Here is a 22880-nt window from a genome sequence, read left to right on the forward strand (position 1 = left end):
AGCCGGTAACATCTGTTACCATGCGTGTCATGGCGAAGACACAGCTCGGTGCGCGAGTGGATCAGGACGTCGCGGAACTGGCGAAGAAGCGCGCCGCGGACCTCGGTCTGAGCGTCGGCGACTACCTCGCCCGCCTGGTGCAGGACGACGCCAGCGGCCTGCGCGCCCGCGCGGTGGACGCCGCCACCCGGTTCCTCGCCGAGCACCAGGACGTCTTCGACGAAGCCGAGAACGCACAGCAGGCGTCCCCCGGGGTGCGCGCCGCCTGATGGAACTGCACATCGACATCCCCTGGATCCTGCAGGTCGCCGAAGCAGCCGGGGCGAACGATCCCGCCCCCGACGACTACGGCGTCCCCGTCGCTGCCGTCGCGCGCCACCGCGCCGAGATCTTCGAGCAGTCCGTCTACGACAGCCCCTACGCCAAGGCCGCAGCCCTCGTACACACCTTGGGCCGCTGCCGCTGGCTGGAACGATCCAACATGGCCGTCGCCGCTGCCACCGGCGTCATGTACCTGGAAGCCGCCGGTATCACGGTCAAGCCCACCCGCGACGACGCCATCGCCCTCAAGAACCTCCTGATCGACCCCACCTGCACCGTCGGCAGGATCAACGCGCTGCTGCGCACCTGGTCGCGCGCGAACTGAGGACGTGGCCGGCCGGGACATCGGCGTATCAGCGCAGGTCGAGTCGCATCAGTACCCTCGGAAAGCCGGCCAGTACCGAGGTGGTGTCAGCGGCATGGGCGAACCCGGCACGCTCGAAGTTCTTTCTGATCCCCGCGTACGCCATCGTCATGTCGACCTTCGCGCCACCGCTGTCGATCGGGTACGCCTCGATCACCGGCGCGCCGTGCCCGCGGGCGAACTCCACCGCCCCGGCGATGAGAGCGTGCGAGATGCCGCTCTTGCGATGGCCGGGCCGCACGCGGATGCACCACAGCGACCAGACCGGCAGATCGTCGACGTGCGGGATCCTGCGACTGCGCGCGAACGACGTGTCCGAGCGCGGGGCCACGGCGGCCCAGCCGACCGGCTCGTCGCCGTCGTAGGCCAGCACCCCGGGAGGAAGCTGCCCGCGGCACAGCTCGGCGACGTACTCACCGCGCGCCGGCCCGCGCAGCTCCTGGTTGAGCTTCGACGGGATCCGGTAGCTCAGGCACCAGCAGACATTGGCTCCGGCCGACTTCGGGCCGAGCACAGCCCGGACATCCTCGAAGACCGAAGCAGGTCGAACCTCGATCGCCATGCCCACCACGATGCCACGCCCCGCGAGCCGATGCCGCCCGGCGGGCGAGGCCTGCCCGTTCCCGGGGAGCTGTGTCCTGCTTGACGCGTCCGACTGATCTTGTGACGTCATGTCTCGTACGGGTGGAGGCCGACGCTGTCCGCTCCCACGGTGATCTCCACCCACGTCTTGTCCCTGTCGCGGGGGACCGGTGAGGCGAGATCGAACAGCACGAGCCAGGAGCCCAACCGGAGATGGGCGGCGCCATCCGTCGTGAGCTCGAGGAGGCCGCGCATGACGACCTGGGCACCGTCCTGTCGGAGTTCCGGCTCGGCGACAGAGGCCGGCAGCGCGTTCTCGCCCCAGTCGATGTCGTCGTCGACGGTCCATTCGACGAGGTGGTGGCCGTTCGCTTCGTGCGGATCGCCATGCCAGAGCACGACGGCGACGCCGATCGGCGTGTGAACACGAACCGTCATGTGCCGTTCCGACGCCTGCGGCAGGCTCTCCGTGCGGACCGACATCGCTGCGCCTTCCATGATTCATGCTGCCTGCGTCAGGCCCGGCTGGTCCCGCTTGTTCCTGTCTCAGCCCGTAGGGTCCCAGAGTCCGCCGGCCCCGCCGCGGGCGAGGTGGTCGGCGTAGACGCCGACCTTCCTGGCGAAGACGGAACGGCACTCCTCCAACGCATGGATCTGCGCGTCGACGCGCTGCCGATGGGTGTCGAGCAGCCGCAGCCGTTCCGCCTCGTTGCCCGGACCGTGCCGCACCAGCGCGGCGAAGCGCTTGAGGTCGGCCGGCGGCATCCCGGATTCACGCAGCTTGACGCAGATCAGCAGCCAGTCGACATCCGACGCGGTGTACCTCCGCCAACCGCCGGAGGTGCGCCGGACCGGTCCGACCAGCAGGCCCTCACGCTCGTAGAAGCGCAGTGCGCACGCTGAGCCCGGTCCGCTCTGCCACTTCGCCGATGCTCAGTGGGTCCGAAGAGGTCTCGGGAGGCGCCATGCCGGCCAGTCCAGGACTTGATCTAGACCTCGCTCCAGATCGTAGCTTCGACGGCATGACCAGCACTCATCAGCAGCCGCTCGGCTCCCTCCTCTCTGCCACCAGCACCGCCGAGGACGTCATGACCGGCCTCGACCTCTCCGGCACGAGCGCCGTTGTGACCGGCGGCCACTCCGGACTCGGCCTGGAAACCACCCGCGCCCTCACGGCCGCCGGGGCCCAGGTCGTCGTTCCGGCATGCCGACCCGGCATCGCCCGCGCCGCGCTCGCCGATGTGGACGGCTGCGAGATCGTCCCCATGGACCTGGCGGATCTCGACAGCGTGCGCGCCGCGGCCGCTCGGATCAGCGACTTCCGCACCGGCCTCGACCTCTTCATGGCCGTCGCCGGAGTCATGGCCACCCCCGAGCGGCACGTCGGCCCCGGCTGGGAGAGCCAGCTCGCCTCCAACCACTTCGGACACTTCACCCTCGCCTGCGAGCTCTATCCACTCCTGGCCGCGGCCGGCGGTGCGCGCGTCGTCGTCAACAGCTCCGCCGGACACGCCCTGACCGACATCCGCTGGCACGACCCGCACTTCCGTGCCGGCTACGACAAGTGGCTGGCCTACGGCCAGGTCAAGACCGCCAACACCCTCTTCGCCGTACAGCTCGACGCCCTCGGACGGGGCGACGGCGTCCGGGCGGTCGCTCTCCATCCGGGCAAGATCATTACCGGTCCTCAGCGGGAGATGACACTCCGGGAACAGATCGAACGCGGCTGGGTCGACGCGCACGGCAATGTGATCGGTGCCGACTTCAAGACGCCCTCCCAGGGCGCCGCCACCGGTCTGTGGGCAGCCACCTCCCCACTCCTCGACGACCGCGGCGGCCTCTACCTCGAAGACTGCGACGTCGCGCGCGTCTCCGCCCCCGACGCGCCGATGGACGACGGAGGCGTCCGCGCGTACGCCATCGACCCCGACGCGGCCGCACGGCTCTGGGACCTGTCCCTCACCCCGACCGGCGCCGCCCCGATCACCCGATGAACCCACGCGCGCGACCCGCACCGAGCCCGTGTGATCCAGCCGTCGGGGCCCTCACCGACGCTGCCGTCGGCCCCGTCGGCCCCGTCGGCCAGGTCCGTGCTGGAGGGGCTGACATGCGAAGGGATCAGCCGCAGCGCTTGACACCGACGGCAAAAAGGGGCACCGGACCGCCCGTTAGGACGGCTGGTGCCCCTTTGCCGTCCATGACTACGCCGTGGTCAGACTGCCGTCATCGAGGCTGATGTCGGATGTACGCCCCGTACAGCTCCCATGGGCCCCAGACCTCTCCATTCGATCCGAGGCCGCACAGCAGCAACACCGGGAGGGCGGCTGGCTCAGCTGATGGCGGTGATCGTGTCCCAGCCGCTGTTGCCGACCACTGCCGTCGAGCTGCTGGCCGGGTTGCTGTAGAAGTTGAGGGTGCCGGTTCCCGTGGTGGCCCACATGTCCGCAGCACCGTCGACGTTCGCATCGGCGGCGCCGGCGATCAGCGGTCGGCTGGTCGTGGTGAACGCGAAACCGATCTGGGCGCGCGTGCTGAACATGGTGCTTCCGTCGTAGCGGTAGAGGAGACCATCCCGGGTGTCGCGGACGAGCAGGTCAGGGTGGCCGTCCTTGTCGAGATCGCCCGGTGCGGTGATGGTCATGGGCGACCAGCCGCCGTTTCCGATCTCCACGCGGGGCCAAACGGCCGGCGAGACAGCCGCGTTAGAGTCGTTCTCGTACAGCCACAGCTTGCCGCCGGCGGAGACGACGAGGTCCGCGTCGCCGTCGCCGTTCATGTCTCCGGCGGTGACGACCTGGGCGTCTGTCGGGAGGCCGTCGGCGATGACGGTGGGCGGCGCGAGGCGGGTGCCGATGAAGCGGCTCGGGTAGACACGAAGCTGGGTACCGACACGTGCCACGACATCTTCCAGACCGTCACGGGTGAAGTCCCCGCGGTGGCTGATCGACGCGCCGAGCCAGCCGCTGTTGCCGATCACCTCGGAATTCGTCGTAACGCCATTCACTGTGTGGGGGGCTGTGCCGCCCTTTCCGTCACCGTGGTACAGGTGCAGCTTTCCTGTGCTGTCGATGGCGAGCAGGTCGGGCTTTCCGTCGCCGCTCAGGTCGCCGGCAGCACGGGCACCGCCCAGACGGGCGATCACCGGGGCGTGGTCGGACCAGCCGTTCACCGCTTCGTTCGCCTCGTTCGGCGAGGTGTCCATGCGGCTCGTGTCGATGTCGCACGAAGAGAACGCACTGCCTTCGTCCCGCCGGGTGACGAAGAAGTGATCGAACTCGTGCCAGGTGTGATGGTTGTTGGTCGTCTGCCAGCCGTGGTGGGTGGTGCCGTCGATGCAATTCTCGTACGTGTCGGTCAGCGGCTTCAGGAGCTGCTCGTCGCGCTCCTTGCTTCCATCTGCGGACCTGACGTGGACTTGCTCGGTAGGTCGGTTGAAGTCGCCTCCCAGAGCGGTGTACTGAAGATCATGCTGGGCCCTGAAATTCTCGACGAATGTCCTGACCTTCTTGACTTGATCCTCGACCCGGGCGTCATCCAAGCCATTGCTTGCGATGATGTGCGTGTTGCACACCCCGACCGGCTTGCCCGCCACCGCCACGCACTGGACCGGAAGCACCAGCTTGTCCTTGGCCGGTGTCGTCACAGGTACCGAGTTCGTCGAGTCGGCCGCGCTGATCGTGCCCTTGACGGCGATCAGATTACCGAGCCTGCCCTTCGTGCCACCACCAAAGGCTTCGCCCCTGCAGGCACTGCCCCACTGATCCGCATTGGGGTCGAGCGTGTCGTCCCCTCGCCTCACCGAGCTGAAGTAGAAGCTCCACGTTTCCCCGGTCTTCTGGAGTGCCTTCTCCAGTTCGGCCTGGTGGGTACCTGGCCCCAGATTCTCAGGGAGCCCCTCCGGTGTGCCGCAGACCTCCTGGAGCACGATGGCGTCCGCGCTCTGCTCACTGACCAGCTCCGCGATCTCCTGGGCCTTGAGGACGTTCTGATCAATCGTCGCCCCGGTCTCGTCCTTGACGAGCCGGCGGTAAGGGCAATAGCCCTCCGATCCTCTGGGCGCGCCTGCTTCACCGCAAATGTTCCAGGAGACGACTGTCATGGTCGGTGGAGCGGGACTGTACGGGGTATCCGTTGCCACCGCTGCTGTCGCGGGGAGTCCGAGCAGCGCCATGGTGCCGGCCAGCGCTCCCGCCAGGAGCCCGGTAAGTTTCATCCCTGTCCGTCCGTCAGGCGCACCGAACGACAACCCCCGTTGCACCGGTGGTCACGGTGCCGGATGTTCACGCTCTGGGCGCCGGTCTACTGATTACCTGGCGGAGACTCGTACCCGAGTCGGATGGTTGTACGGATGAATGTGACGTTCCGTATACCCCGGTAGAGCGTGGAGAGTATGCGGGCGACGGGGCCTCAGTCGGACATTGCCGCAGGCCATACAGCAAGTCCGAGTCGGGGGTGCCGATCGCGCTCCCGAGTGTTGCGAGCCATGGGTCGTCAAGCTCGAAGCCTCTGGCCGTGAAGCCGGGAGTCCGGGGCCGCCAACACCAGGACCCGCCGAGACATGCTCACTCAGGAGCGGCGCCGCGCTCGCCGACCTCGGCGTCTCATGGGCGTGACGCGACGGCGCTCGACGTTGCGGGCCTACTGTTCCGGCCTGTTCACGCGGATGAGTGTCTGCTGGCCGTTGGCGACGAGCGTGCGTGCCCCGTCCTCCTGGACACCGAACACCTCCAACTGGCACACGGTCAACGTGCGTCCGGCCTTCAGCACGGATCCGACCGCCTCAAGGTGGTCGCCAGTGGCGGGCGCGAGAAGGTTGATCTTGTACTCGACGGTGAGCACCTCGGTGTCCTCGGGGAACAGCGTGTAGGCGGCGTAGCCGCCGGCGGTGTCCGCGACGGCGCTGGTGGCGCCGGCGTGGAAGTAGCCGTGCTGCTGGGTCACTTCGGGCCGGCTCGGGAGGACGATGTGCACGCGGCCGGGGCCGATGTGGGTTATCCGGGCACCGAGGTGTGCCATCAGCCCCTGGCGATCGAAGCTCGCCTGGATGCGCTTCTCCACCTCGGGGCCCGCCTGTTCGTGCTGCGTCCGGTCGTCCATGCGCTCTCCTTCGTATGTTCACAGGGTGAGGTGGGCGCGTCGGCCGGCCAGATGTCGCACCGGCAGGACCCTCCGATGGCGATCATCATGCACCGTATGCGCGGGTGACCGCCCGGGCGGCCGAGGGCCTGGCCTTCAGGACGGTGCGGGCCGGCACACCGACGGCGAGGTGGACCAGCGTGCAGGCCGTCAAGCGCAGCGTGCCGAGCAGCCCGGTCTGCGCGGCCACCGGCCAACCGCCCACGGTATCGATGCGGCTGTACGACCAGCGGCAGGCCAAGCTGCCCGGCGTCCAGCGCCTGAACTCCACGCTCGTCATGAAGAGCGGCATCGCCGACCGGCCGCTGCCGGAACGCCGGGTACGGCGCCGGAGCGCGCCTCCCGGCCGACTATGGAGTGCGGCCGGGCGGGCCGAAGCTCCGTCGAGTCCCGTGGGGTGCTCCGGTGCCGAGCTCTGCTCCGCTGTCGCTCACGCGGCGGCACCCGGCGCCGAGGGGCCCGCCTCGGGAATGGCCGCCTGTGCGGGGCCGACGACGCTGAGAGGGATCCCCAGGTGCTCGCACAGCCGCCGGGCGCGCGTGAGCGCGCTGAGAGAGGCCGGCGACGGATCAAGGGTGGGCAGCTGTACGCGGACGTGCCGTGGGCGGTGGGCGTGGACGAGCGCCTCGGTTTCCAGGGAGGCCGCGGCCCGGGTGGTGATGTCGAGGTCGCGCAGCAGTGTCACGTGCAGGACGCCGTCCTCGATGGCGTAGGTGATGAGCATGACGGTCTCCTTCTGTGCCGCGTCCCTGCTGGGTGGGACGTTCCATGCCCAACGGGGGCGGCCCGGGAGGGGCCATCGATCATTGTCCGGGGTCGAGCGGACTTCTGCACGCCACGGAAATCCGCGTGCGGTGCAGCTCCCGCGCGGGACGCTGATCTGCGAAGGGATTCAGGCGGCACCGCGATTGCGGGCCGTGGAGCGCGGGCCGTGGTCGAGATGGGTGATCCACAGAGCCCCGGCTTCGAGCTGATGCAGGTCGAGTCCGGTTTCCCGGCTGAGATCGGCCATGCTGATGCCGTAGTGGTGCCGTGCCATGACCTGGGTGATCTTCGCGAACCACAGCTCCGCCTCGTGGTACGGACGGCCTCGTACCTTTTCCTCGAGGCGCGCGAGGTGCTCGCTGCTACAGGCCAGCAAGGGGCGCCGGCCGTCGTGACGGGGGTCGTGCGGGTCTACGTACGAGGAATCAGGCACACGTCCCTTGTGCGGGTGCGGGCCGATGGGGCATCCGCATACCCCACAGGGGATGTGGCGGTCGTCGGAGGTCATCATGCACCCCCAGCAGGACTGCGAGGCGGTGTGTACCGCTCGGGGCCGGGTCGGAATCTGTCGGAGCACTCCACCCGCAATGGTGCCCGTATCTCCGATATACGTCAAGGAATACGTGAAAAACAGGACGTATGCTGAATGATCCACCACAGAGAGGGGCAGTGGTAGGACATGGCACATGGTGCTCACCACCACCCGAGCTGGACGTTTCTCACCAATCACGCCCGGGTCCTCCTCATGCTCGCCAGGGATCCCGGTATCCGGCTGAGGGACGTCGCGACCGAGTGCGGGGTGACCGAGAGGACCGTGCAGGCGATCGTCGCCGATCTGGAGGCGGACGGATACGTCACGCGCACTCGCGGCTCGGACGGCCGGCGCAACCGCTACGAGATCAACGCCAGGGCCCGGTTCCGGCACCCTGCCGAAGCGGGCCATGAGATCGCCGGCCTCCTGGCCCTGCTGTCCGCTCCCGCCGGGGCGACCAGCGCCCCGGCGGGGCGTACGCCTGCCACGACCGGGACGGGCCACGGCGGGCCGGACCCGAGACGATCGGCCTGACCGCCCGGCCCCGGGAGTGAATGCAGGCACTCCGGCACACCGGGCCTTCGGCGCGGGCGCGCGTTTCCAGGACGCGAAAACGGCCCGGAAGCCTTTGTGTGGGGTCCCGGTGCGGTTCTGGAACGCGGTCGCGCCGCAGGCGACGCGCTAGCTCTTGCCCGACCTGAACAAGAAGTCCTCGATCGCGCGGAGATCGCGGTTCCAGTACGTGACCCGGGGGTTGGAGCCGACGTTGAGGAAGCCGATCTCGTCGGACAGCGAGATGTCGAGCATCGCCACATCTCTGTTGCTGCCGAGGGCACGGTCCTGGTAGCCGATGGAGAACGCCTCGACGGCGACGGTCGCCTCGCTGCCTCGGAAGAGGAACACGCCCGCGTACGCCTTCTCCTTCGGCCCGATCGTGGCGATCGCCCGCGGCTTGGCCCCCATCTGGCTGATCGGGGCCTCGATGTCGGCGCCGAAGCCGACGTGCGGATAGTGGTAGAGGGTGCAGGCCTTCTCGGTGAAGTTGACGGCCGTGATGAGGAGGTGCTGCCCCGAGTCCTGTCGCCAGACCGACGTGCCGATCGAGAGGTCGTTGTCGTTGCAGGCCGTGGTGGCACTCGTCCCGCCACCACCGGGTTCGGCCGAGCCGCTCCCCGGTGTCTTCGAGGCGCCGGTCGTGCCCCGGTCACCGGGCTGCGCGGTGCCGCCTGTACCCGGCGTCCCGGAGGGGCCGGGCGTACCGGTCGCCCTGGGGGTGTTGGAGGCGGTGGGGCCCTTGCCCTTGCCCTTGTCCGTGCCGCCGCCGGACTCGCAGGCCGTGGACGAGAGGAGCGCGGCGAGGGCCGCGACCCCAAGGGCGTAGGACCTCCAACTGTTGCGGACAGTACGCCTGGTGGCCCCCGTTTGCCTTGGCTCGAACGGATCGGTCGACTGCCCGTTGCATGCCCCGGCGGATTCGCTGAAGCCCCTCATCCGGGGGACCGTTACGGACACAGGACGTGAAGGAAACCATTCCGTTCAGGCGGTCACGGAACTCCGCCACAGCTTCCGCGAGCATGCATCCCGACGCCCTCCCCGCACGCGGCCGGCCTCGTCCTCGCGACGCCGACCGCCGACCGCCGTTGAGATCGGACCGGAAGTCGATGGGCCGACCAACGACGGTGGATTCCGCGGGTAGTTGTGGTCATCGGTGATGGTGATCGATCCAGTGGCGGTCGATCGTCCCGGTTGCATAAGCTGCTCGCGATTCGTTGGCCAGCGGCTACTGATGTCTTCGGGGGATGAGCAATGCGCGCAGGGGTCTATCTCGCACACCCACGGCCGGGCAGCTTCAACCATGCTGTCTTCGACGCCGTCGTGGAAGAACTGCGCGACCGAGGGTGCGAGGTGCTCGCACACGACCTCTACGCCGAAGGGTTCGCACCCGCGCTTGCCGCCGACGAGACGCGGACGGTCCAGCCGGTCTCGGACGCGGCTGACTCGCAGGTGGCGCTGCATCGTGCGGAAGTGGCCACACTCGACGCCCTGGTGTTCGTACACCCGAACTGGTGGGGAATGCCGCCCGCAGTCCTCACGGGCTGGGTGCAGCGCGTACTGGCGCCCGGCGTCGCGTACAAACTCAGCACTGCGGAGGGCGAGCCCGCCGGGCTGCTGAATGCCGGCCGGGCCCTCGTCCTGAATACCTCGGACACTCCCGCCGACCGCGAAGAGAGCGAGTTCGGCGACCCGCTGGACAGGATCTGGTCGGCCTGCGTGCTGCCGTACGTGGGGGTGACCGAAGTCCGTCGGGTCGTCTTCCGTACAGTCACCGATTCAACCGATGAAGCGCGCGCGTCCTGGTTGCACCAGGCGCGTGAGCAGGCAGCCGCACTGCTGGTGTGACATCGCCGGAGCCGAGCAGTCCGCGCCCGGCCGTCGTACGAAGGACCGCCGAGTATGGCGAGGTGAACGCATGTCCTTGATCTGTGTGCGGCTAGCAAGGAGGGCGCAAAGGGCTGGTTCTTTTCCCGGGCGACGGAGACAACCGTAGTCCGGATGTCTCCTGGTCCTACAGCGGCTTTGCCGCGTTCCGGCGGCGCCTGGCCGAGACCGAGGGGTTCGTGCTCTCCGAGATGTGGGGCTTCGGCGGCGAGCGTCCGTGGAGCGAGGTGTCCACCGCTCTGGAGCCACTTCTCGATCATCCGGATGGCGGCGGTGACGACATCTCGCCTGCCGAGTGTGTGTCGATCCTGGTCCGGCTGGAGGCGATCACCGACCAGTGGGCACGGGAAGGCGGCGACCAGCTCCTCAGAGAGCACATCGAGGACGCCCGCCGGCTGGCGGGCGTCCTGCGGCTCTGCATGGAGAAGGACGTCCCGCTGGTCTTCCTCTGAAGCCCACCGCCAACGGGACCACTTGCAGGACAACTCTCAGGCGCCCCACCGGCTTCGAAACCGGAAGCAGCACGGCCACGCTGATCTCTCCGGTGTCTCCGCCGTAATCGGCCTGCTGATCTGCTCAGTCGTCGGCGGCGACGAGCAGAGTGATGTGCCCCGCCGAGCAGTTGATGATCACCAGCTCGTGGAACTCCCCGTGCACACCACCCCAGTCGTGAAACGCCTCGCTCCCGAGCCCGGTCAGGTAGTGGACACGGTCGGCTGCGGCCAGGCGGTCGAACACCTCGCGCCGTAGATCCGCCTCCAACTCGGCGGGCACGGCTCCGAACTGGTTCACCCACTCCCGCAGGATGAGCTCGCTCTTCTCCCGACTGACCGCTTCGTACGCGTCGGGGGTGACCAGCCTCAGCCAGTACGGGCCGTGCCTGGTTCCCTCCGGAAGGACTCCACCACCTGCGTAGTCGTCCCGGAACTGTTCATGCCCGATGAGCGCGGCAAGCAGTTCTCTGTCACCGACAGACTCCGCGGGGAACCGCAGATGCTTGGCATCGACCCACCTGAAGGCGTGCGAACTCGCATCCTGGAACTTGTAGTCCCGAAAGTTGATGAAGGCGCTGCCTTCGTGGGTGAGCCTGTTCTCCATAGGACCTCAGCTTAGGAGCGGGGCCAGGCACGGCCTGCGGACCCATCGGACACTCCCCGCACCGGGGCGGGGCCGCTCAGGCGATGCGAGTCCCGGTTCCGCTCACCCGCACCCGGGCGTCGCCTTCGCGTAGTTCCACGGTCAGGACGCCAGGGCGGCCCATGTCGGCGCCCTGGTGGAGCGTGAGGACCGACGCGTCCGGGATCAGGCCGAGTTCGCGGGCGTACGCGCCGAAAGCGCCGGCCGCCGCACCGGTCGCCGGGTCCTCCACGACGCCGCCGACGGGGAAGGGGTCGCGTACGTGGAAGACCGTGCGGGACTCGCGCCACACCAGCTGCACGGTGGTCAGGTCGAGTCGGTGCATGAGCGTTTCGAGACGCGAGAAGTCGTACGCGAGGTCTGCGAGGCGCTCCCGGGTCGCCGCACCGACGACGAGGTGGCGGGCGCCCGCGAAGGCGATACGCGGGGGCAGGGCGGCGTCGAGGTCTGCGGCGGGCCAGTCGAGGGCGGCGAGTGCCTCGGCGAGGTCCGCGTCGCCGACCGCCTCGATGTGCGGCTCGACGGTCGTGAGCGTGGCCCGCATGACGCCGGCGTCCTCGGTCACGCTCACCGGCACGGTCCCAGCCCGGGTGGCGAACACCAGGTCGCCGGGGCCGATGTGCTCGCCGAGGGCGACGGCCGTCGCCACGGTGGCATGACCGCAGAACGGGACCTCGGCCCTGGGACTGAAGTACCGGATGGTGAAGGCCCGCCCACTCGCGTCGCCGAGGTCCTCGGGCGGGGCGGTGAGGAACGCCGACTCGCTGTAGCCGAGATCCGCCGCGATGGCGAGCATCGCGTCGTCGTCGAGTCCGGCCGCGTCCAGGACGACCCCGGCAGGGTTGCCGCCGTGGGGGTCGGAGGAGAACGCGGTGTATCGCAGGACTGCGTGCTGTGTGGTCATGATCGACGCAACTCCGCGGCCCGGCGGATTGTTCCCGTCCCGGTCCTGAGCCACCTGAGCCGATCGGGACTTGGCGGCTGCGGCAGGATGCACTGTCCGACGTCCCGACGTCCCGACGTCCCGACGTCCCGACGTCCCGACGTCCCGACGTCCCGACGTCCCGACGTCCCGACGTCCCGACGTCCCGACGTCCCGATATCCCGGTCGCCCAGAACGGGGCGGGCCTGGCAGGGTGTCCGCCATGAGCTCCGAGCCCGCGCACTCCCAACCGGTCCGCCACCACGACCACGGCAGGTGGCTCGTCCAGTACACCGGCCGGATGCTCGTGGTCTGCCCGAAGTGCGGTGGTCGCGCGCTCGTCGTGCCCCTACCCGCCGGGCACGTCGCCTTCTGGGACAACCGGGTCACCGCACACCTCGCACCGCGCGATCTGGAACACCTCGTCGTGGACCGGCGGCTGCACCGTGTCACCCTGCTCGGCGATGTCCCGGTGGGGCCGGACGGGCGCGAGTCCGAGCTCGTCGCCGGACGTCCGTTCACCGCCGACAACCGGGCCGTCACCGCCTCCTGACTCCGCGACAGCGGAAAGGAACAGAACACGGTGTCCGCCGGCACGAAGCCCGCGGTCGAGGTCCCGCCCGACCGTGCTTCCCCGGCGGACACCGCCACCCTCACTCGTCGGCGCCGCACCCGGGAACCGCTCCCCGGGCGGCGCCGGCGGCCGGCTCCGGTGGCCCGGCTGTTCCGGCTCGGGGATGACCGGCAGCGGTGCGGCGGGGTGCAACCGACAGATCAAGGAGGACCCGAGTGCTCAGCACGATGCAGGACGTACCGCTCACCGTCGGCCGGATACTGGTGCACGGCTCGACCCACCATGGCAGCTCCACCGTCGCCACCTGGAACGGGGACTCGGCCGAGCACCGCAGCTACGCCGAGGTCGGTGCCCGCGCCGCCCAGCTCGCGCACGCACTGCGAAACGAGCTCGGCGTCACCGGCGACCAGCGGGTCGCCACGCTCATGTGGAACAACACCGAGCACCTCGAGATCTACCTCGCCGTACCCGGCATGGCCGCGGTGCTGCACACCCTCAACCTGCGGCTGCCCACCCACCAGCTGGCCTTCGTCATCAACCACGCCGCCGACCACGTGATCCTTGTCGACGACACCGTACTGCCGCTGCTCGCCCCGGCGCTTCCGCTGCTCCAGCCCACCCTCAGACACATCGTCGTGGTCGGAGACGGCGACCGCTCGGCGCTGGCCGACTTCACCGGCGCCGTCCACGGCTACGAGGAGCTGATCGCCGACCGGCCGACCGAGTTCCCCTGGGCCACCGAGATCGACGAGCGCACAGCCGCCGCCCTCTGCTACACCTCCGGCACCACCGGCGACCCCAAGGGCGTCGCCTACAGCCACCGCTCCATCTATCTGCACTGCCTCCAGGTCAACGCCGGGGAGAGCTTCGGCCTCGGCACAAGCGACCGGGTCTTCCCGGTGGTGCCGATGTTCCACGTCAACGCCTGGGGCATTCCGCATGCCGCCTTCATGTCCGGCGCCAACCTGCTGATGCCCGACCGCTTTCTTCAGCCCGAGCCGATCGCTCGCATGATCGCCGCCGAGCGTCCCACCTTCAGCCTCGCCGTCCCCACGATCTGGACCGGCTTGCTCGACGCACTCGATCGGGGGTCGTACGACACCTCGTCGCTGACCCGGGTGGTGATCGGCGGCTCGGCCTGCCCGCCCGCCCTGATGCGCGCCTTCAAGGAACGCCACGGCATCGAGCTGATCCACGCCTGGGGTATGACCGAGACCTCCCCGCTGGGCTCGGTCGCCCACCCCCCGGCAGGACTCACCTCCGAAGAGGAGCAGGCCTACCGGATCACCCAGGGCCGCTTCCCGGCCTCGGTGGAGGCGCGGCTGTCCGGCCCCTCCGGGGACCTCCTGCCGCACGACGGCCGGTCGGCCGGCGAGCTGGAGGTCCGCGGTCCGTGGATCGCCGGCGCGTACTTCGGCGGAGCGCACCCCGGCGGCGCCGACGCGCATCCCGAGCGGCCGGACGACAAGTTCACCCCGGACGGCTGGCTGCGCACCGGGGACGTGGGCGTCATCTCCCGCGACGGCTACCTGACCTTGACGGACCGGGCCAAGGACGTGATCAAGTCCGGCGGTGAGTGGATCTCCTCCCAGGAGCTGGAGAACCACCTGATGGACCACCCTGATGTACGCGAGGCCGCCGTGGTCGCGGTACCCGACGACAAATGGGGCGAGCGTCCACTGGCCACTGTGGTGCTGCGTGACGGTGCCTCGGTCGACTTCACCGTGCTACGCGCTTTCCTCGGCGGGCGGGTCGCCTCCTGGCAGCTGCCGGAGCGTTGGTCACTGCTGCCGGCGGTGCCCAAGACCAGCGTCGGGAAGTTCGACAAGAAGCTGATCCGGGCCCAGTACGCCGACGGCGAGCTGGAGGTCGTCCTGGTGGACAAGGCGTAGCCCAGACAGAGGGTGGCGTCAGCCCGTGACGCCGCCCTCTCGCGCGAGAGGTACCCGCCCGCCGCCCGGAGACAGGGGCGCGCGTTTGGAGGGGGGCACAACGGCGGATCTGGAGCGCTCTCCGGGGACGCGTCTTCAGAGGGCGGGCCCGTATGGACTCCAGCCGCGCATGAACGGCCGCGAATCTCTGGCGTGACGTTCAGGATGCCGGGCAGGCGAAGTTGAGGGGGTTTCTACCTAGGACTGCTGTCGGCTCGCCCTCGGTTCGCCTTCCGGCTCCGGGGGAGGAGGGGTGAGTCTGGCGGACGCGACATGCGCGACCACGACCGCGACGATCACCAACGGCATGACGGTGAGCCCCTGTGACCCGAGCAGCAGGGTGGCCAGCAGGACTGAGACCAACGGAAGTCTGAGCATCGCGACAGTCGTCGCGCCGACGCCCATGGCGAACCCTGCGACGAGGGACAGCCCCGGGGCGTGGGAGAGCAGGATGCCTCCTGCCGCGCCCACGAACATCGCGGGGAAGACGGGGCCTCCGCGGAAACTGCTGAGCGAAGCGCAGTAGGCCAGGCCCTTGCACAACACCAGCAGCAACAGTGCTCCGATGGAATAGGCGGTGCTCTGTGAGAGGAGTGGACCCAACGCCGACTGGCCCGAGTACAACACGTCGGTTGCCGGCTTGCCGGTGCCCTCCGCATAGCCGATCGCCAATCCCGCCACGACCAGGCCCATGACCACCGTGGCCGGCACACGTCGACGATCCACCTGCGTCTTCAGACGAACGGCGAGCCATCGGATTCCCACGCCCAGATAGGCGGCCGACAGACCGATGACCAACGCCCAGCCGAACTCCGCGACTGTCGGCTTCGTGGCCTCGGGCAGGTCGGTCAGTGCCAGCGAGTAGGTGCCCAGCCCGGTCCAGGATCCCAGGCCGACGAAGATGAGCGCGCCGATGCCCGCGGCGAGCAGGCCGGGCACCAGCACCAGGGCCAGCGTCGCCCCACCGAGCCCCGAAGCCTCCATCAGCAGGAACGCGCCGAGCAGGGGTGATCCCAGCAGTGAGCTGATCGCCGCGAAACTGCCTGCCGCGCCCATCATCGTGCTCACCTGTTCCGGGACGTCACGCTTGACGAGGCGCACGGCGCCCGCGGCCAGTCCGCCACCGAGAGCGATGAGAGGTGCTTCCGGTCCGAGGACCGCGCCGAAGGCCAAAGTCGCCAGGGCGGCGAACAGGATGCCGGGGAGCTCGACAAGTGTGGGCGTGCCGGAGACCTTGAGTCCGCCCGACGGTTCGTGGCCTCCGCGCCCCGGCAGGTACTGTACGGCAAGCCCTACGAGCAGTCCCCCGACGGCGAGCAGGGGCAGCGGCCACCACGGCGGTGTGCCGTGGAAGCCCAGCGCCTTGGGCAGATCGGTGTAGAGGATCGGCTGAAGTTCGTCGACCAGCGCGAGGAAGCCGAACGCCACCGCGGACACCGGTACGCCGACCAGCGCGGCCATCCCAAGAAGCACCAGGTAACTGCGGCTCCGGAGGATCGTGGACGGATCCGGCGGTGACGCGTTCGTGGGTCCCGCCTTGGCGTCCGGCATGCGCCTCGCCTCCTCGTGACGCGGACCCGACACAGGTCTCACCGGCTGCCCTCAGCGAAACGCCGGCGCCCCGTCACCCACTCCGGGCGCGATCCTCACGCTGGCACACAGTCCTGACGTCGGCATTCCGAGGCCGTCCATGCGGGTGGCGCGGAGGTAACCGTCGTTGCCTGCAGGCGGCCAGTCGACGGTGAGTACGTCCCCTCCGGCATCCCAAGTTCGTGCGCGCCTCGATGCGGTCCATGGCTCCGGTCCAATGATCCAGGTCTTCAAGCGTCACAGGTTCCGAAGCTGAGCGTTCACGAAGTCGCTGGCGATGACGATGCCGGCAGCGTAGTAGTCCGGGTCCCACGCCGGCACACGGTCGGCAAGCCTGACGCTGACGACCTGGTCTCCATCGGCCAGGCGGATCAGTTCGAGAGCATCGCTTCATCCATTGGCCGAGTGTCCCAGAGGCCCCCATGCGCCAGTCAGCGACTCATTCAAGAGACAGGCCCAGGCGCCAGACGACGGCCGAGCCGGCCGTTGTAGCCGATCTCGGACTGATCAGGCCCATGCCGACCGCGATCCCAGGTGCGTGCCAGAGTGAACAGCAGAGCAGTCCGAACGCGGCGAGCCATTCCATGGCGGTGGCGTCGTGGATAGGAAGCCGATGGCCACGGTGACGGCGCCGACGAGCACCACGCTCAGCACGCATTGCAGGACGCTGCCGATGACGTGTCCGATGAGTACGGAGCCGCGGTGGATCGCCATCGTGCGGAAGCGGGCGACGATGCCCTGGGACATGTCCGGTTCGTGGGCAGTCGTGGACGGTGGGGGCGAGCGGTCGCGGTCGGCGGTCTGCTGTTCGTCGTGGTGCCGGCTCCGGGCTCGTAGAGGGTGTGCCCGGACGGGTGGAGGGCCGCGCCAACGGTCGCTCCGCCCGCCCGGGGCGAGGCGCCGGACCGTCATCCAGGGTGCCTCGGGCTGGGATGCCTTAGTTCGTGCTTGAGCATCGAGCACCAGTTTCGAAGATGACGGCATTGTTTTACAGAGGATGGGGCCGGGTGTCGGACAGAAGACTGCGTGCGGCTTGTTCGCAGGGCGGTGAACTGGCACGACGCACGTGAACGGGGTGTTGTCCACCGCATGGAAGGGCGGGCAGTCAATTGTTCGGGACCCAGCCCATGGTCGGCAGCATTGTTTGAAAATCAGCACAAGCGCTTCCATAAGCCTCATCTCGAGCTGTGCGTCGAGGCTGTTCCGGCATGACGGGTTGGGGCATCTTGAATGCATCGCCCGCTCCGGCCTGACGGTTGGACACAGCGCCAACTGTGCAGGGCGGTACACCACTTGGCCGGACCGTCATCCCAGGAGGCTTCCATGCCCGCCAGTCCTCTTTCCTGTGTGCCGTCGTTCCCGCACGAAGTGCGGATCCGCATCGTGGTCATCGTTCTCGTGCTGATCGCGACCGTTGTTCTCGTCCGCCACGGCTACGAAGCCGGCAGCGCACTGGCGGTGATCACCCTGGCTGGGGGCACCGCTCTGGACCTCGCCCGACGTCTGCTGGCACCGGCATCCCAGCCCTCGCGCGCACGCCGCCGCACCGCGGCGGGGGAGTGACGAGCCATGCCTCGAGGACGTCCCGAGAAGCCCGTCGACGAAACCATCCCCGAATTGGCGGAACTCGCCACCCGCTTGCGGGCCGTTCGGCACGGAGCCGGGCTGACCCTCGACCGGCTTGCCGGAACCGTCAACTGGAGCAAGGCGATGCTGCAGGCCGCCACGACCGGCACCACCCTCCCCAGCTGGCGCCTGGTCGAAGACTGGGCGAAGGCATGCGACCCCGCGACCAGCCTGGACCTGTGGCGCAGCCGCTACGCGGAAGCCAGCCGCGCCCACCGCGCTCACCACGGTCTCGACCGCGCACCGAACGCCGCCGAGGATCCGCCGGGATCCGGCGCCGTATTCATGCCGGGCGACGAATCTGGGAAGGACTCACTCTCCCCGTTGCGGGCCGCCGCCCAGCACACGCTGGCATCCGGACTGTCGGTGTGGAACTTGCGCAGCGAGGCGAGCACCGGACATGGTGTGGGACCGCTGCCGATCCGGTTCATTCCGGCACCGGTCGACCTCATGGACGGCCCGCCCCAGGTCGACTTTCATGGACGCTTCGGTGACCTGCGGGCTCTGTTCACGCTCCTGCCGTCTCAGCGGCTGGTCATCCTCGGCCAGCGGGGCAGCGGCAAGAGCGAACTCGCCGGCCATCTGGGCAGAGCCCTCCACCACGGCAAGGCCGTTCCGGTCCGGGTGTCGCTGGCCGAATGGCGCCCGGAATACGTGTCCATCCTGGAGTGGATAGCGCACCACCTGCCACACCTCCCGCAGGAACACTTCTCGGCTGAGCGGGTCTCCGTCCTGCTCGGCGCGGGAGAGCTTCTGCCTATCCTGGACGACTTCGACGCGGTCGATCCCCAGTACATGCCGCGTGCCCTCGAAGAGATCGACAGCTGCCTCACCGGTGTCATCCTGGTCAGTGAGACCGACCCGTTCCGCGTCCTCGTCGAATCCGCCAACACACCTCTGGCACGCAGCAGCGGCATCGTCCTGTGCCCTCTGCAGCGCGACGACCTCAAAGAATGGCTCCCTCAGACCAACCGGAGCGCCGATACCGCCCTCGTACACAGCAAATGGGAACCCGTACTCGCCGCCACCGAAGCCCCGGAGCTCTGGGACGTTCTCTCGGCCCCTTCCATGGCCTGCGCCGCCCGCCAGGCGTTCAGCGACGGACGAGCCGACCCAGCAGACCTGCTGGGCAAGTCACGCCACGACATCGAGCGCCAGGTCATCGAATCCGGCTACCTGCCAGCCGTCGCCAAACACGCCTGCGCCACCGGCTACTCCGCACCCCACACCGCTGACCGCTTCCAAGCGTCACTGGCGCTGTTCCTGCGCCAGCCGGCGCGCCCCGACGGAAGCCGCACCGTGGGCGGCGCCGGCTGGCAACCCCCCAAGCGTCCCTACCTCACGCTCCTGATCGCCGTCCTGGCGTTCTTCTACACGTGGGTCACACTGGCCGAGGACACCATCAGCTCGGAAGGCGAGTACGACGGCAGCCTTCCTATGCGACTGGTGCCGTACGCCGTGGTGGCTGCCGTCATCATCGCCGCCATGATGCACCCGGTTGTCACGCGCCCGCCCTCGGCCGTGATCCGTACTGAGCCGCACCCCGCGATGTTGCGGGCTCTCGCCAGCAGAGCAAGCCTGCCTGCCCTTCCCTGCGTTCTGTGCTCGCTGATCACCACCCTCACCGGGGGGCCCAGCGCTGCTGTGCTCGGTCCCATCTTCGCCGTCTATGCGATTGCCTTCATCGGCAGGGCGGCCTACTCGGACGCCAACCCCAGGCAGCACACCGTGGACCATGGCCCGCGCCCGTCCCCGCGCGAACGCCGCAGCGCATGGCTGGGCCTGGAACTTCTCATCGCCCTCTTCATGGTCAGCATGACGGCCGCCTGCATCCCCTCCACGATCCAGGAAAACACCTCCGAAACCCCGACTCTCGTCGCCGCCTCCGCCGTCCTTGGAACAGCACTGCTGCTCACGATCCTTGTCGGCACCCTGGCGGCACCCCACTGGGCCCGCTGCTACTTCAACCGTCACGACCGCAAGGGGCTCAACAACCTCAGTGACACACTCAAAGCCGCACGGAAACAAGGGCTCCTCGTCGTCGACGAAGGGGCCTACCACTTCACCGACGCAGTCCTGGCCCGGCACTACACCGGCACGCTCCCGCACTCGGCAGCCGATCTGCCCGCCAGGGCCTTCCGCTGGGGCGGGCAGGGAGCCTGATTCGCCTAGTGCCTGTCCGACGGGTCGGTGACCGAGGCTTCCATTCCATCGTTCTGTTCGGCGTGGGGAGGGGCGATCGGTCAGACCGCGAGTCGTCTCGTCTGGAAGGGCATCTACTGAAGGCCGTTGGCAGAAGGGGCCGGTGGAAGGATCACCGGATCGTCATCAACGGGATCCTTTTCAGGCTCCGGACCGTGTGCCATGGCGTGACCTGCCCGCGCGTTTCGGGAGCTGGAGGACGATCTACGACAGGCATAGGCGCTGGTCGGCGGACGGCACCTGGGACACGATCTTGCATGCCGTGCAGGCTGACGCCGATACCGAGGGACGCATCGATTGGTCCATGGTGAGGGTGGCTCCACCGTATGCCGGGCTCACCAGCACGCGGCCGGTGCCCGCAACCGACCGCCCCAGATCAGCGGCAGGCGCTCCCGGCCTGCCCAGCATCGAGAGGAGGAGGCCCTGGGCCACTCCCGCGGTGGCCTGACAACCCAAGATCCACCTCGTTGGGGAGGGGAGATGCCGCCCGCTAGCCCTGCTGATCACGCGGGGGCAGTGGGGCGACGCGCCCCAGATGATCCCGGTCCTGGACCGCATCCGCGTCCCCCGCGTCAACGGCGGCCGCCCGCGCACCCGGCCCGACCATCTTGGCGGCCACAGGGCGTACTCATCCCGCAGAAACCGGCGTTACCTACGCAGGTGCCAGATCAAGCACACCATCCCCGAACCGAGGACCCAGCAAGCCAACCGTCGACGTCGCGGAAGTACTGGCGGCCTGCCTCCCGGCTTCGACCGCGGACGATATGCCCGCCGGAATGAAGTGGAGCGAACCATCCTGGCACTCAAGGGCTTCCGGGCTGTAGCGACGAGATACGAGAAGCGGGCGTACGTCTTTCACGGCGCTGTCACGGCTGCCGCGATTCGGCTGTGGCTCCGCTCATGATCCGCGAGTGGGAACCGCTGTCACAGCTGGCCTAAACGCTGCGAGCGATCTACGACCAGCTGATCGGAAGGCAGGATGACGCGCACCCCCAGACCGTCGATCGATTCGATACTCGCTGTGCTTCCCGAACTCGCCCCCCCACGCGCGCGACGCAGTCGTGCTCCACCCCGAGCGGGCAGAGCCAGACTGCCGGAACAGCTCGATCGGCGGACCGCTGCTGTGGCCGGGCGATGAACCGTGGCCCGAATGCTCATTGCCCGACGAGAACGGCCCTGCCGGCGTGCCTGCCGCGGTCATGGTGCCGGTCGCACATTCCAGCGCGACGCGCCGGGACCCTGGTGGCCCGCTGGCATCAACCTCTTGCAGATCCTTTGGTGTCCCAATGAACACGGGGATCCTCCGGCCCAGCAGGCTGACATCAGCCCTGTGATCGAAGTTCGATGGCGTCGAGCCGCTGACGTGACCAGCCAGTTGACGAACCCGCCGGCGCCCTCACGGTATGACGAGGACAGCTACCTGCCCAAGACGTGCGCCATCACCGCCGAGCACGTGACCGACTTCCCATTCCGCGAGGAGCTGCCTGCAGAACTTCGTCCGCGATTGGAGGAACTGGTCCGCGAGACCGGCGACGGAGGCGACGTCATCACCCGCCTCGGCGGCTGGAAACTCGGCGGCTGGCCAACCTGGCATCTGACGCACCCGGCAGTCTTTCGCTGTGGGGACTGTGGCAAGGCCATGACGCTCCTCTTCACCGTGGCAAGCGACGACGAGACAGGGTTGTCGTCGGCCGATGGGGAGACTTGCGCATCATCACCTGCCCCGCCGATCACCGTCACGCGTTCCAGGTAGACCTGCATTGACCTCGGGCTCGTCACCCGCACCACGACCCATCAGACAGGCTCTAGTGCTGCATCAGACAACGTTCGCCCTTTTCACAAGACGCCGTCTGGGATCTGATCCAGGTGTCTCGAATGCTGGCGCCAGTGACCCGTTCATGCCAACATACCCACGCCATCTACACGCGGTGAACACAAACTGCTTGTTGCCGTGGTCTGAGTGGGCTTTCTGAATCACCAGCCGGACGACCAAATTCGCGACCGCACGGAGGAGAGCATGATCACGGGAAAGCTCGGTAAGTGGGGCGTGCGCTCTGCGGCGCTCGCCATCGCGGTACCCCTCATGAGCATCGGCCTGAGCACCCCCGCATCGGCAGGCACGTGTACGACCTCGGGCTGCGGCGGTGAGGTCAGCAACAACTCGGGCATGTCGGTCCGCATAGCCAACTGCTGGTCCGGGACCTCCAGCACCTACTCGGGGGACAAGCTTCCCTGTGTGACGCACGTGAACACCTGGGGTAGCTACAACGCGGATGTGGAGCTCCCCGCAGGCGACGAGTCGAAGTTTCACTACCACTACTTCGACACCGACGCCGTCCGGTTCTACAAGGGCTGTGTCACCAAGTGGCACTACTGGGGTGGCTGGACCAACACGGAGGACCGGCGCGGTAAGACCAGCCTCTGGAAGAAGTTCAGCGACCTCGACCACGTCTACATCGAAAGCATCACCTGCTAGCCAGCGGCATGTGCGGGGCGAGCAGACTTCTTCGCCCCGCGCACCGTGGCGAGTACCTCCCGCTGGAACTGCGGCTCCGGCTCCTCGTCCAGGGCCGCGGTGATACGGGCGAGGCTGTAGGCGTCGGCGGTGTCGTGGTCGGGACTTCGAACTAACAGCACATGTAGACCGCGAGGAGCATCTTGTCCGCGCCGCCCGAGCCGGTCACGTACTCTCACCGAGGTCGGCTGGACGCAGTGCAGCAGGTGCGGGTGCCATCTGGACCAGGGGTGTATGGGAAGTG

The 22880-nt window shown here is 68.4% G+C and carries 24 protein-coding genes and 4 pseudogenes; 14 read left to right on the forward strand and 14 right to left on the reverse strand.

Annotated features, from left to right (window positions below):
* Positions 1–29 precede the first annotated feature (29 nt).
* Both ACZ561_RS04020 and ACZ561_RS04025 read left to right on the forward strand, forming a co-directional pair.
* Positions 30–269: a hypothetical protein gene (locus tag ACZ561_RS04020; RefSeq protein ID WP_470989354.1), complete on the forward strand. Its 240-nt coding sequence runs from the start codon at positions 30–32 to the stop codon at positions 267–269.
* Positions 269–646 (forward strand): fic family toxin-antitoxin system, toxin component, encoded by a 378-nt coding sequence (locus ACZ561_RS04025; protein ID WP_470989357.1) that lies wholly within the window; start codon positions 269–271, stop codon positions 644–646. The genes ACZ561_RS04020 and ACZ561_RS04025 overlap by 1 nt, the downstream gene beginning before the upstream one ends.
* A gap of 28 nt (positions 647–674) precedes the next feature.
* On the opposite strand, the gene ACZ561_RS04030 is transcribed toward ACZ561_RS04025, so the two are convergent.
* The 3 genes and pseudogenes from ACZ561_RS04030 to ACZ561_RS04040 all read right to left on the reverse strand — a co-directional run bounded on the left by ACZ561_RS04030 (position 675) and on the right by ACZ561_RS04040 (position 2234).
* Complete coding sequence (locus tag ACZ561_RS04030; RefSeq protein ID WP_470989360.1) at positions 675–1247, reverse strand: GNAT family N-acetyltransferase; 573 nt, start codon at positions 1245–1247, stop codon at positions 675–677.
* A gap of 107 nt (positions 1248–1354) precedes the next feature.
* A complete protein-coding gene (locus tag ACZ561_RS04035) occupies positions 1355–1705 on the reverse strand; it encodes a hypothetical protein (protein ID WP_470989363.1) in 351 nt (116 codons plus the stop codon).
* A 108-nt stretch (positions 1706–1813) separates the two neighbouring features.
* Positions 1814–2234: pseudogene (locus tag ACZ561_RS04040) on the reverse strand (MerR family transcriptional regulator).
* A gap of 55 nt (positions 2235–2289) precedes the next feature.
* Here ACZ561_RS04040 and ACZ561_RS04045 point away from each other — a divergent pair.
* A complete protein-coding gene (locus tag ACZ561_RS04045; RefSeq protein ID WP_470989366.1) occupies positions 2290–3261 on the forward strand; it encodes an oxidoreductase in 972 nt (323 codons plus the stop codon).
* Between the two features lie 335 nt (positions 3262–3596).
* Here ACZ561_RS04045 and ACZ561_RS04050 read toward each other — a convergent pair whose 3' ends face one another.
* Together ACZ561_RS04050 and ACZ561_RS04055 are read right to left on the reverse strand one after the other, a co-directional pair.
* The gene (locus ACZ561_RS04050) at positions 3597–5480 is read right to left on the reverse strand and encodes an FG-GAP-like repeat-containing protein (RefSeq protein ID WP_470989369.1); all 1884 of its coding nucleotides are present in this window, start codon (positions 5478–5480) and stop codon (positions 3597–3599) included.
* Positions 5481–5905: 425 nt separating this feature from the next.
* Positions 5906–6364 (reverse strand): PaaI family thioesterase, encoded by a 459-nt coding sequence (locus tag ACZ561_RS04055; RefSeq protein WP_470989372.1) that lies wholly within the window; start codon positions 6362–6364, stop codon positions 5906–5908.
* A 254-nt stretch (positions 6365–6618) separates the two neighbouring features.
* On the opposite strand from ACZ561_RS04055, the pseudogene ACZ561_RS04060 reads away from it, so the two are divergent.
* Positions 6619–6714 (forward strand): annotated as a pseudogene (locus tag ACZ561_RS04060) (Lrp/AsnC family transcriptional regulator); the annotation flags it as partial.
* 119 nt (positions 6715–6833) lie between these two features.
* On the opposite strand, the gene ACZ561_RS04065 reads toward ACZ561_RS04060, so the two are convergent.
* Both ACZ561_RS04065 and ACZ561_RS04070 read right to left on the reverse strand, forming a co-directional pair.
* Positions 6834–7127, reverse strand: a complete 294-nt coding sequence (locus tag ACZ561_RS04065) for a hypothetical protein (RefSeq protein ID WP_470989374.1) — start codon at positions 7125–7127, stop codon at positions 6834–6836.
* A gap of 168 nt (positions 7128–7295) precedes the next feature.
* Entirely contained in the window at positions 7296–7601 is a 306-nt protein-coding gene (locus ACZ561_RS04070; RefSeq protein WP_470989377.1) for a hypothetical protein, read from the reverse strand.
* Between the two features lie 246 nt (positions 7602–7847).
* On the opposite strand from ACZ561_RS04070, the gene ACZ561_RS04075 reads away from it, so the two are divergent.
* On the forward strand, positions 7848–8234 hold the full coding sequence (locus ACZ561_RS04075; RefSeq protein ID WP_470989380.1) for a helix-turn-helix transcriptional regulator: 387 nt from the start codon (positions 7848–7850) through the stop codon (positions 8232–8234).
* A 147-nt stretch (positions 8235–8381) separates the two neighbouring features.
* Here ACZ561_RS04075 and ACZ561_RS04080 read toward each other — a convergent pair whose 3' ends face one another.
* Positions 8382–9191, reverse strand: coding sequence for a DUF4232 domain-containing protein (locus tag ACZ561_RS04080; protein WP_470989382.1), 810 nt, complete (start codon positions 9189–9191; stop codon positions 8382–8384).
* A 315-nt stretch (positions 9192–9506) separates the two neighbouring features.
* On the opposite strand from ACZ561_RS04080, the gene ACZ561_RS04085 reads away from it, so the two are divergent.
* Both ACZ561_RS04085 and ACZ561_RS04090 read left to right on the forward strand, forming a co-directional pair.
* Positions 9507–10100 carry an NAD(P)H-dependent oxidoreductase gene (locus ACZ561_RS04085; protein WP_470989385.1) on the forward strand — a complete coding sequence of 198 codons (594 nt, stop codon included), beginning with the start codon at positions 9507–9509 and terminating at the stop codon, positions 10098–10100.
* 218 nt (positions 10101–10318) lie between these two features.
* The gene (locus tag ACZ561_RS04090) at positions 10319–10591 is read left to right on the forward strand and encodes a hypothetical protein (RefSeq protein ID WP_470989387.1); all 273 of its coding nucleotides are present in this window, start codon (positions 10319–10321) and stop codon (positions 10589–10591) included.
* Positions 10592–10715: 124 nt separating this feature from the next.
* Here ACZ561_RS04090 and ACZ561_RS04095 read toward each other — a convergent pair whose 3' ends face one another.
* Together ACZ561_RS04095 and ACZ561_RS04100 are read right to left on the reverse strand one after the other, a co-directional pair.
* Positions 10716–11237: a hypothetical protein gene (locus tag ACZ561_RS04095; protein WP_470989390.1), complete on the reverse strand. Its 522-nt coding sequence runs from the start codon at positions 11235–11237 to the stop codon at positions 10716–10718.
* 76 nt (positions 11238–11313) lie between these two features.
* The gene (locus tag ACZ561_RS04100; RefSeq protein ID WP_470989393.1) at positions 11314–12180 is read right to left on the reverse strand and encodes a PhzF family phenazine biosynthesis protein; all 867 of its coding nucleotides are present in this window, start codon (positions 12178–12180) and stop codon (positions 11314–11316) included.
* Between the two features lie 241 nt (positions 12181–12421).
* Here ACZ561_RS04100 and ACZ561_RS04105 point away from each other — a divergent pair, with 241 nt between their 5' ends.
* Complete coding sequence (locus tag ACZ561_RS04105) at positions 12422–12751, forward strand: hypothetical protein (RefSeq protein WP_470989396.1); 330 nt, start codon at positions 12422–12424, stop codon at positions 12749–12751.
* Between the two features lie 236 nt (positions 12752–12987).
* A complete protein-coding gene (locus ACZ561_RS04110) occupies positions 12988–14664 on the forward strand; it encodes a long-chain fatty acid--CoA ligase (RefSeq protein ID WP_470989399.1) in 1677 nt (558 codons plus the stop codon).
* A 237-nt stretch (positions 14665–14901) separates the two neighbouring features.
* Here ACZ561_RS04110 and ACZ561_RS04115 read toward each other — a convergent pair whose 3' ends face one another.
* The 3 genes and pseudogenes from ACZ561_RS04115 to ACZ561_RS04125 all read right to left on the reverse strand — a co-directional run.
* Entirely contained in the window at positions 14902–16254 is a 1353-nt protein-coding gene (locus ACZ561_RS04115) for a chloride channel protein (protein ID WP_470989402.1), read from the reverse strand.
* Between the two features lie 276 nt (positions 16255–16530).
* A complete protein-coding gene (locus ACZ561_RS04120; RefSeq protein ID WP_470990061.1) occupies positions 16531–16668 on the reverse strand; it encodes a hypothetical protein in 138 nt (45 codons plus the stop codon).
* Positions 16669–16762: 94 nt separating this feature from the next.
* Positions 16763–17043 (reverse strand): annotated as a pseudogene (locus ACZ561_RS04125) (ABC transporter permease); the annotation flags it as partial.
* Positions 17044–17616: 573 nt separating this feature from the next.
* On the opposite strand from ACZ561_RS04125, the gene ACZ561_RS04130 reads away from it, so the two are divergent.
* The 5 genes and pseudogenes from ACZ561_RS04130 (at position 17617) to ACZ561_RS04150 (ending at position 22597) form a co-directional block, all read left to right on the forward strand.
* Positions 17617–17856, forward strand: coding sequence for a hypothetical protein (locus ACZ561_RS04130; RefSeq protein WP_470989405.1), 240 nt, complete (start codon positions 17617–17619; stop codon positions 17854–17856).
* Between the two features lie 6 nt (positions 17857–17862).
* The gene (locus tag ACZ561_RS04135; RefSeq protein ID WP_470989408.1) at positions 17863–20082 is read left to right on the forward strand and encodes a helix-turn-helix domain-containing protein; all 2220 of its coding nucleotides are present in this window, start codon (positions 17863–17865) and stop codon (positions 20080–20082) included.
* Between the two features lie 62 nt (positions 20083–20144).
* Positions 20145–21025: pseudogene (locus tag ACZ561_RS04140) on the forward strand (IS5 family transposase).
* Between the two features lie 459 nt (positions 21026–21484).
* Entirely contained in the window at positions 21485–21874 is a 390-nt protein-coding gene (locus ACZ561_RS04145; RefSeq protein WP_470989410.1) for a YwqG family protein, read from the forward strand.
* Positions 21875–22138: 264 nt separating this feature from the next.
* Positions 22139–22597 carry a hypothetical protein gene (locus ACZ561_RS04150; protein ID WP_470989413.1) on the forward strand — a complete coding sequence of 153 codons (459 nt, stop codon included), beginning with the start codon at positions 22139–22141 and terminating at the stop codon, positions 22595–22597.
* On the opposite strand, the gene ACZ561_RS04155 is transcribed toward ACZ561_RS04150, so the two are convergent.
* A complete protein-coding gene (locus ACZ561_RS04155) occupies positions 22594–22758 on the reverse strand; it encodes a hypothetical protein (protein WP_470989416.1) in 165 nt (54 codons plus the stop codon). The genes ACZ561_RS04150 and ACZ561_RS04155 overlap by 4 nt on opposite strands.
* Positions 22759–22880 lie beyond the last annotated feature (122 nt).

This window comes from Streptomyces sp. NPDC039609 (genome assembly GCF_055596705.1).

What these genes read in the sequence shown, in the direction of transcription:
- ACZ561_RS04020 (WP_470989354.1), top strand. Translation starts at nt 30, where the DNA reads ATGGCGAAGACACAGCTCGGTGCGCGAGTGGATCAGGACGTCGCGGAA.
- ACZ561_RS04025 (WP_470989357.1), top strand. Translation starts at nt 269, where the DNA reads ATGGAACTGCACATCGACATCCCCTGGATCCTGCAGGTCGCCGAAGCA.
- ACZ561_RS04030 (WP_470989360.1), bottom strand. Translation starts at nt 1,247, where the DNA reads ATGGCGATCGAGGTTCGACCTGCTTCGGTCTTCGAGGATGTCCGGGCT.
- ACZ561_RS04035 (WP_470989363.1), bottom strand. Translation starts at nt 1,705, where the DNA reads ATGACGGTTCGTGTTCACACGCCGATCGGCGTCGCCGTCGTGCTCTGG.
- ACZ561_RS04045 (WP_470989366.1), top strand. Translation starts at nt 2,290, where the DNA reads ATGACCAGCACTCATCAGCAGCCGCTCGGCTCCCTCCTCTCTGCCACC.
- ACZ561_RS04050 (WP_470989369.1), bottom strand. Translation starts at nt 5,480, where the DNA reads ATGAAACTTACCGGGCTCCTGGCGGGAGCGCTGGCCGGCACCATGGCG.
- ACZ561_RS04055 (WP_470989372.1), bottom strand. Translation starts at nt 6,364, where the DNA reads ATGGACGACCGGACGCAGCACGAACAGGCGGGCCCCGAGGTGGAGAAG.
- ACZ561_RS04065 (WP_470989374.1), bottom strand. Translation starts at nt 7,127, where the DNA reads ATGCTCATCACCTACGCCATCGAGGACGGCGTCCTGCACGTGACACTG.
- ACZ561_RS04075 (WP_470989380.1), top strand. Translation starts at nt 7,848, where the DNA reads ATGGCACATGGTGCTCACCACCACCCGAGCTGGACGTTTCTCACCAAT.
- ACZ561_RS04080 (WP_470989382.1), bottom strand. Translation starts at nt 9,191, where the DNA reads ATGAGGGGCTTCAGCGAATCCGCCGGGGCATGCAACGGGCAGTCGACC.
- ACZ561_RS04085 (WP_470989385.1), top strand. Translation starts at nt 9,507, where the DNA reads ATGCGCGCAGGGGTCTATCTCGCACACCCACGGCCGGGCAGCTTCAAC.
- ACZ561_RS04095 (WP_470989390.1), bottom strand. Translation starts at nt 11,237, where the DNA reads ATGGAGAACAGGCTCACCCACGAAGGCAGCGCCTTCATCAACTTTCGG.
- ACZ561_RS04100 (WP_470989393.1), bottom strand. Translation starts at nt 12,180, where the DNA reads ATGACCACACAGCACGCAGTCCTGCGATACACCGCGTTCTCCTCCGAC.
- ACZ561_RS04105 (WP_470989396.1), top strand. Translation starts at nt 12,422, where the DNA reads ATGAGCTCCGAGCCCGCGCACTCCCAACCGGTCCGCCACCACGACCAC.
- ACZ561_RS04115 (WP_470989402.1), bottom strand. Translation starts at nt 16,254, where the DNA reads ATGCCGGACGCCAAGGCGGGACCCACGAACGCGTCACCGCCGGATCCG.
- ACZ561_RS04130 (WP_470989405.1), top strand. Translation starts at nt 17,617, where the DNA reads ATGCCCGCCAGTCCTCTTTCCTGTGTGCCGTCGTTCCCGCACGAAGTG.
- ACZ561_RS04135 (WP_470989408.1), top strand. Translation starts at nt 17,863, where the DNA reads ATGCCTCGAGGACGTCCCGAGAAGCCCGTCGACGAAACCATCCCCGAA.
- ACZ561_RS04150 (WP_470989413.1), top strand. Translation starts at nt 22,139, where the DNA reads ATGATCACGGGAAAGCTCGGTAAGTGGGGCGTGCGCTCTGCGGCGCTC.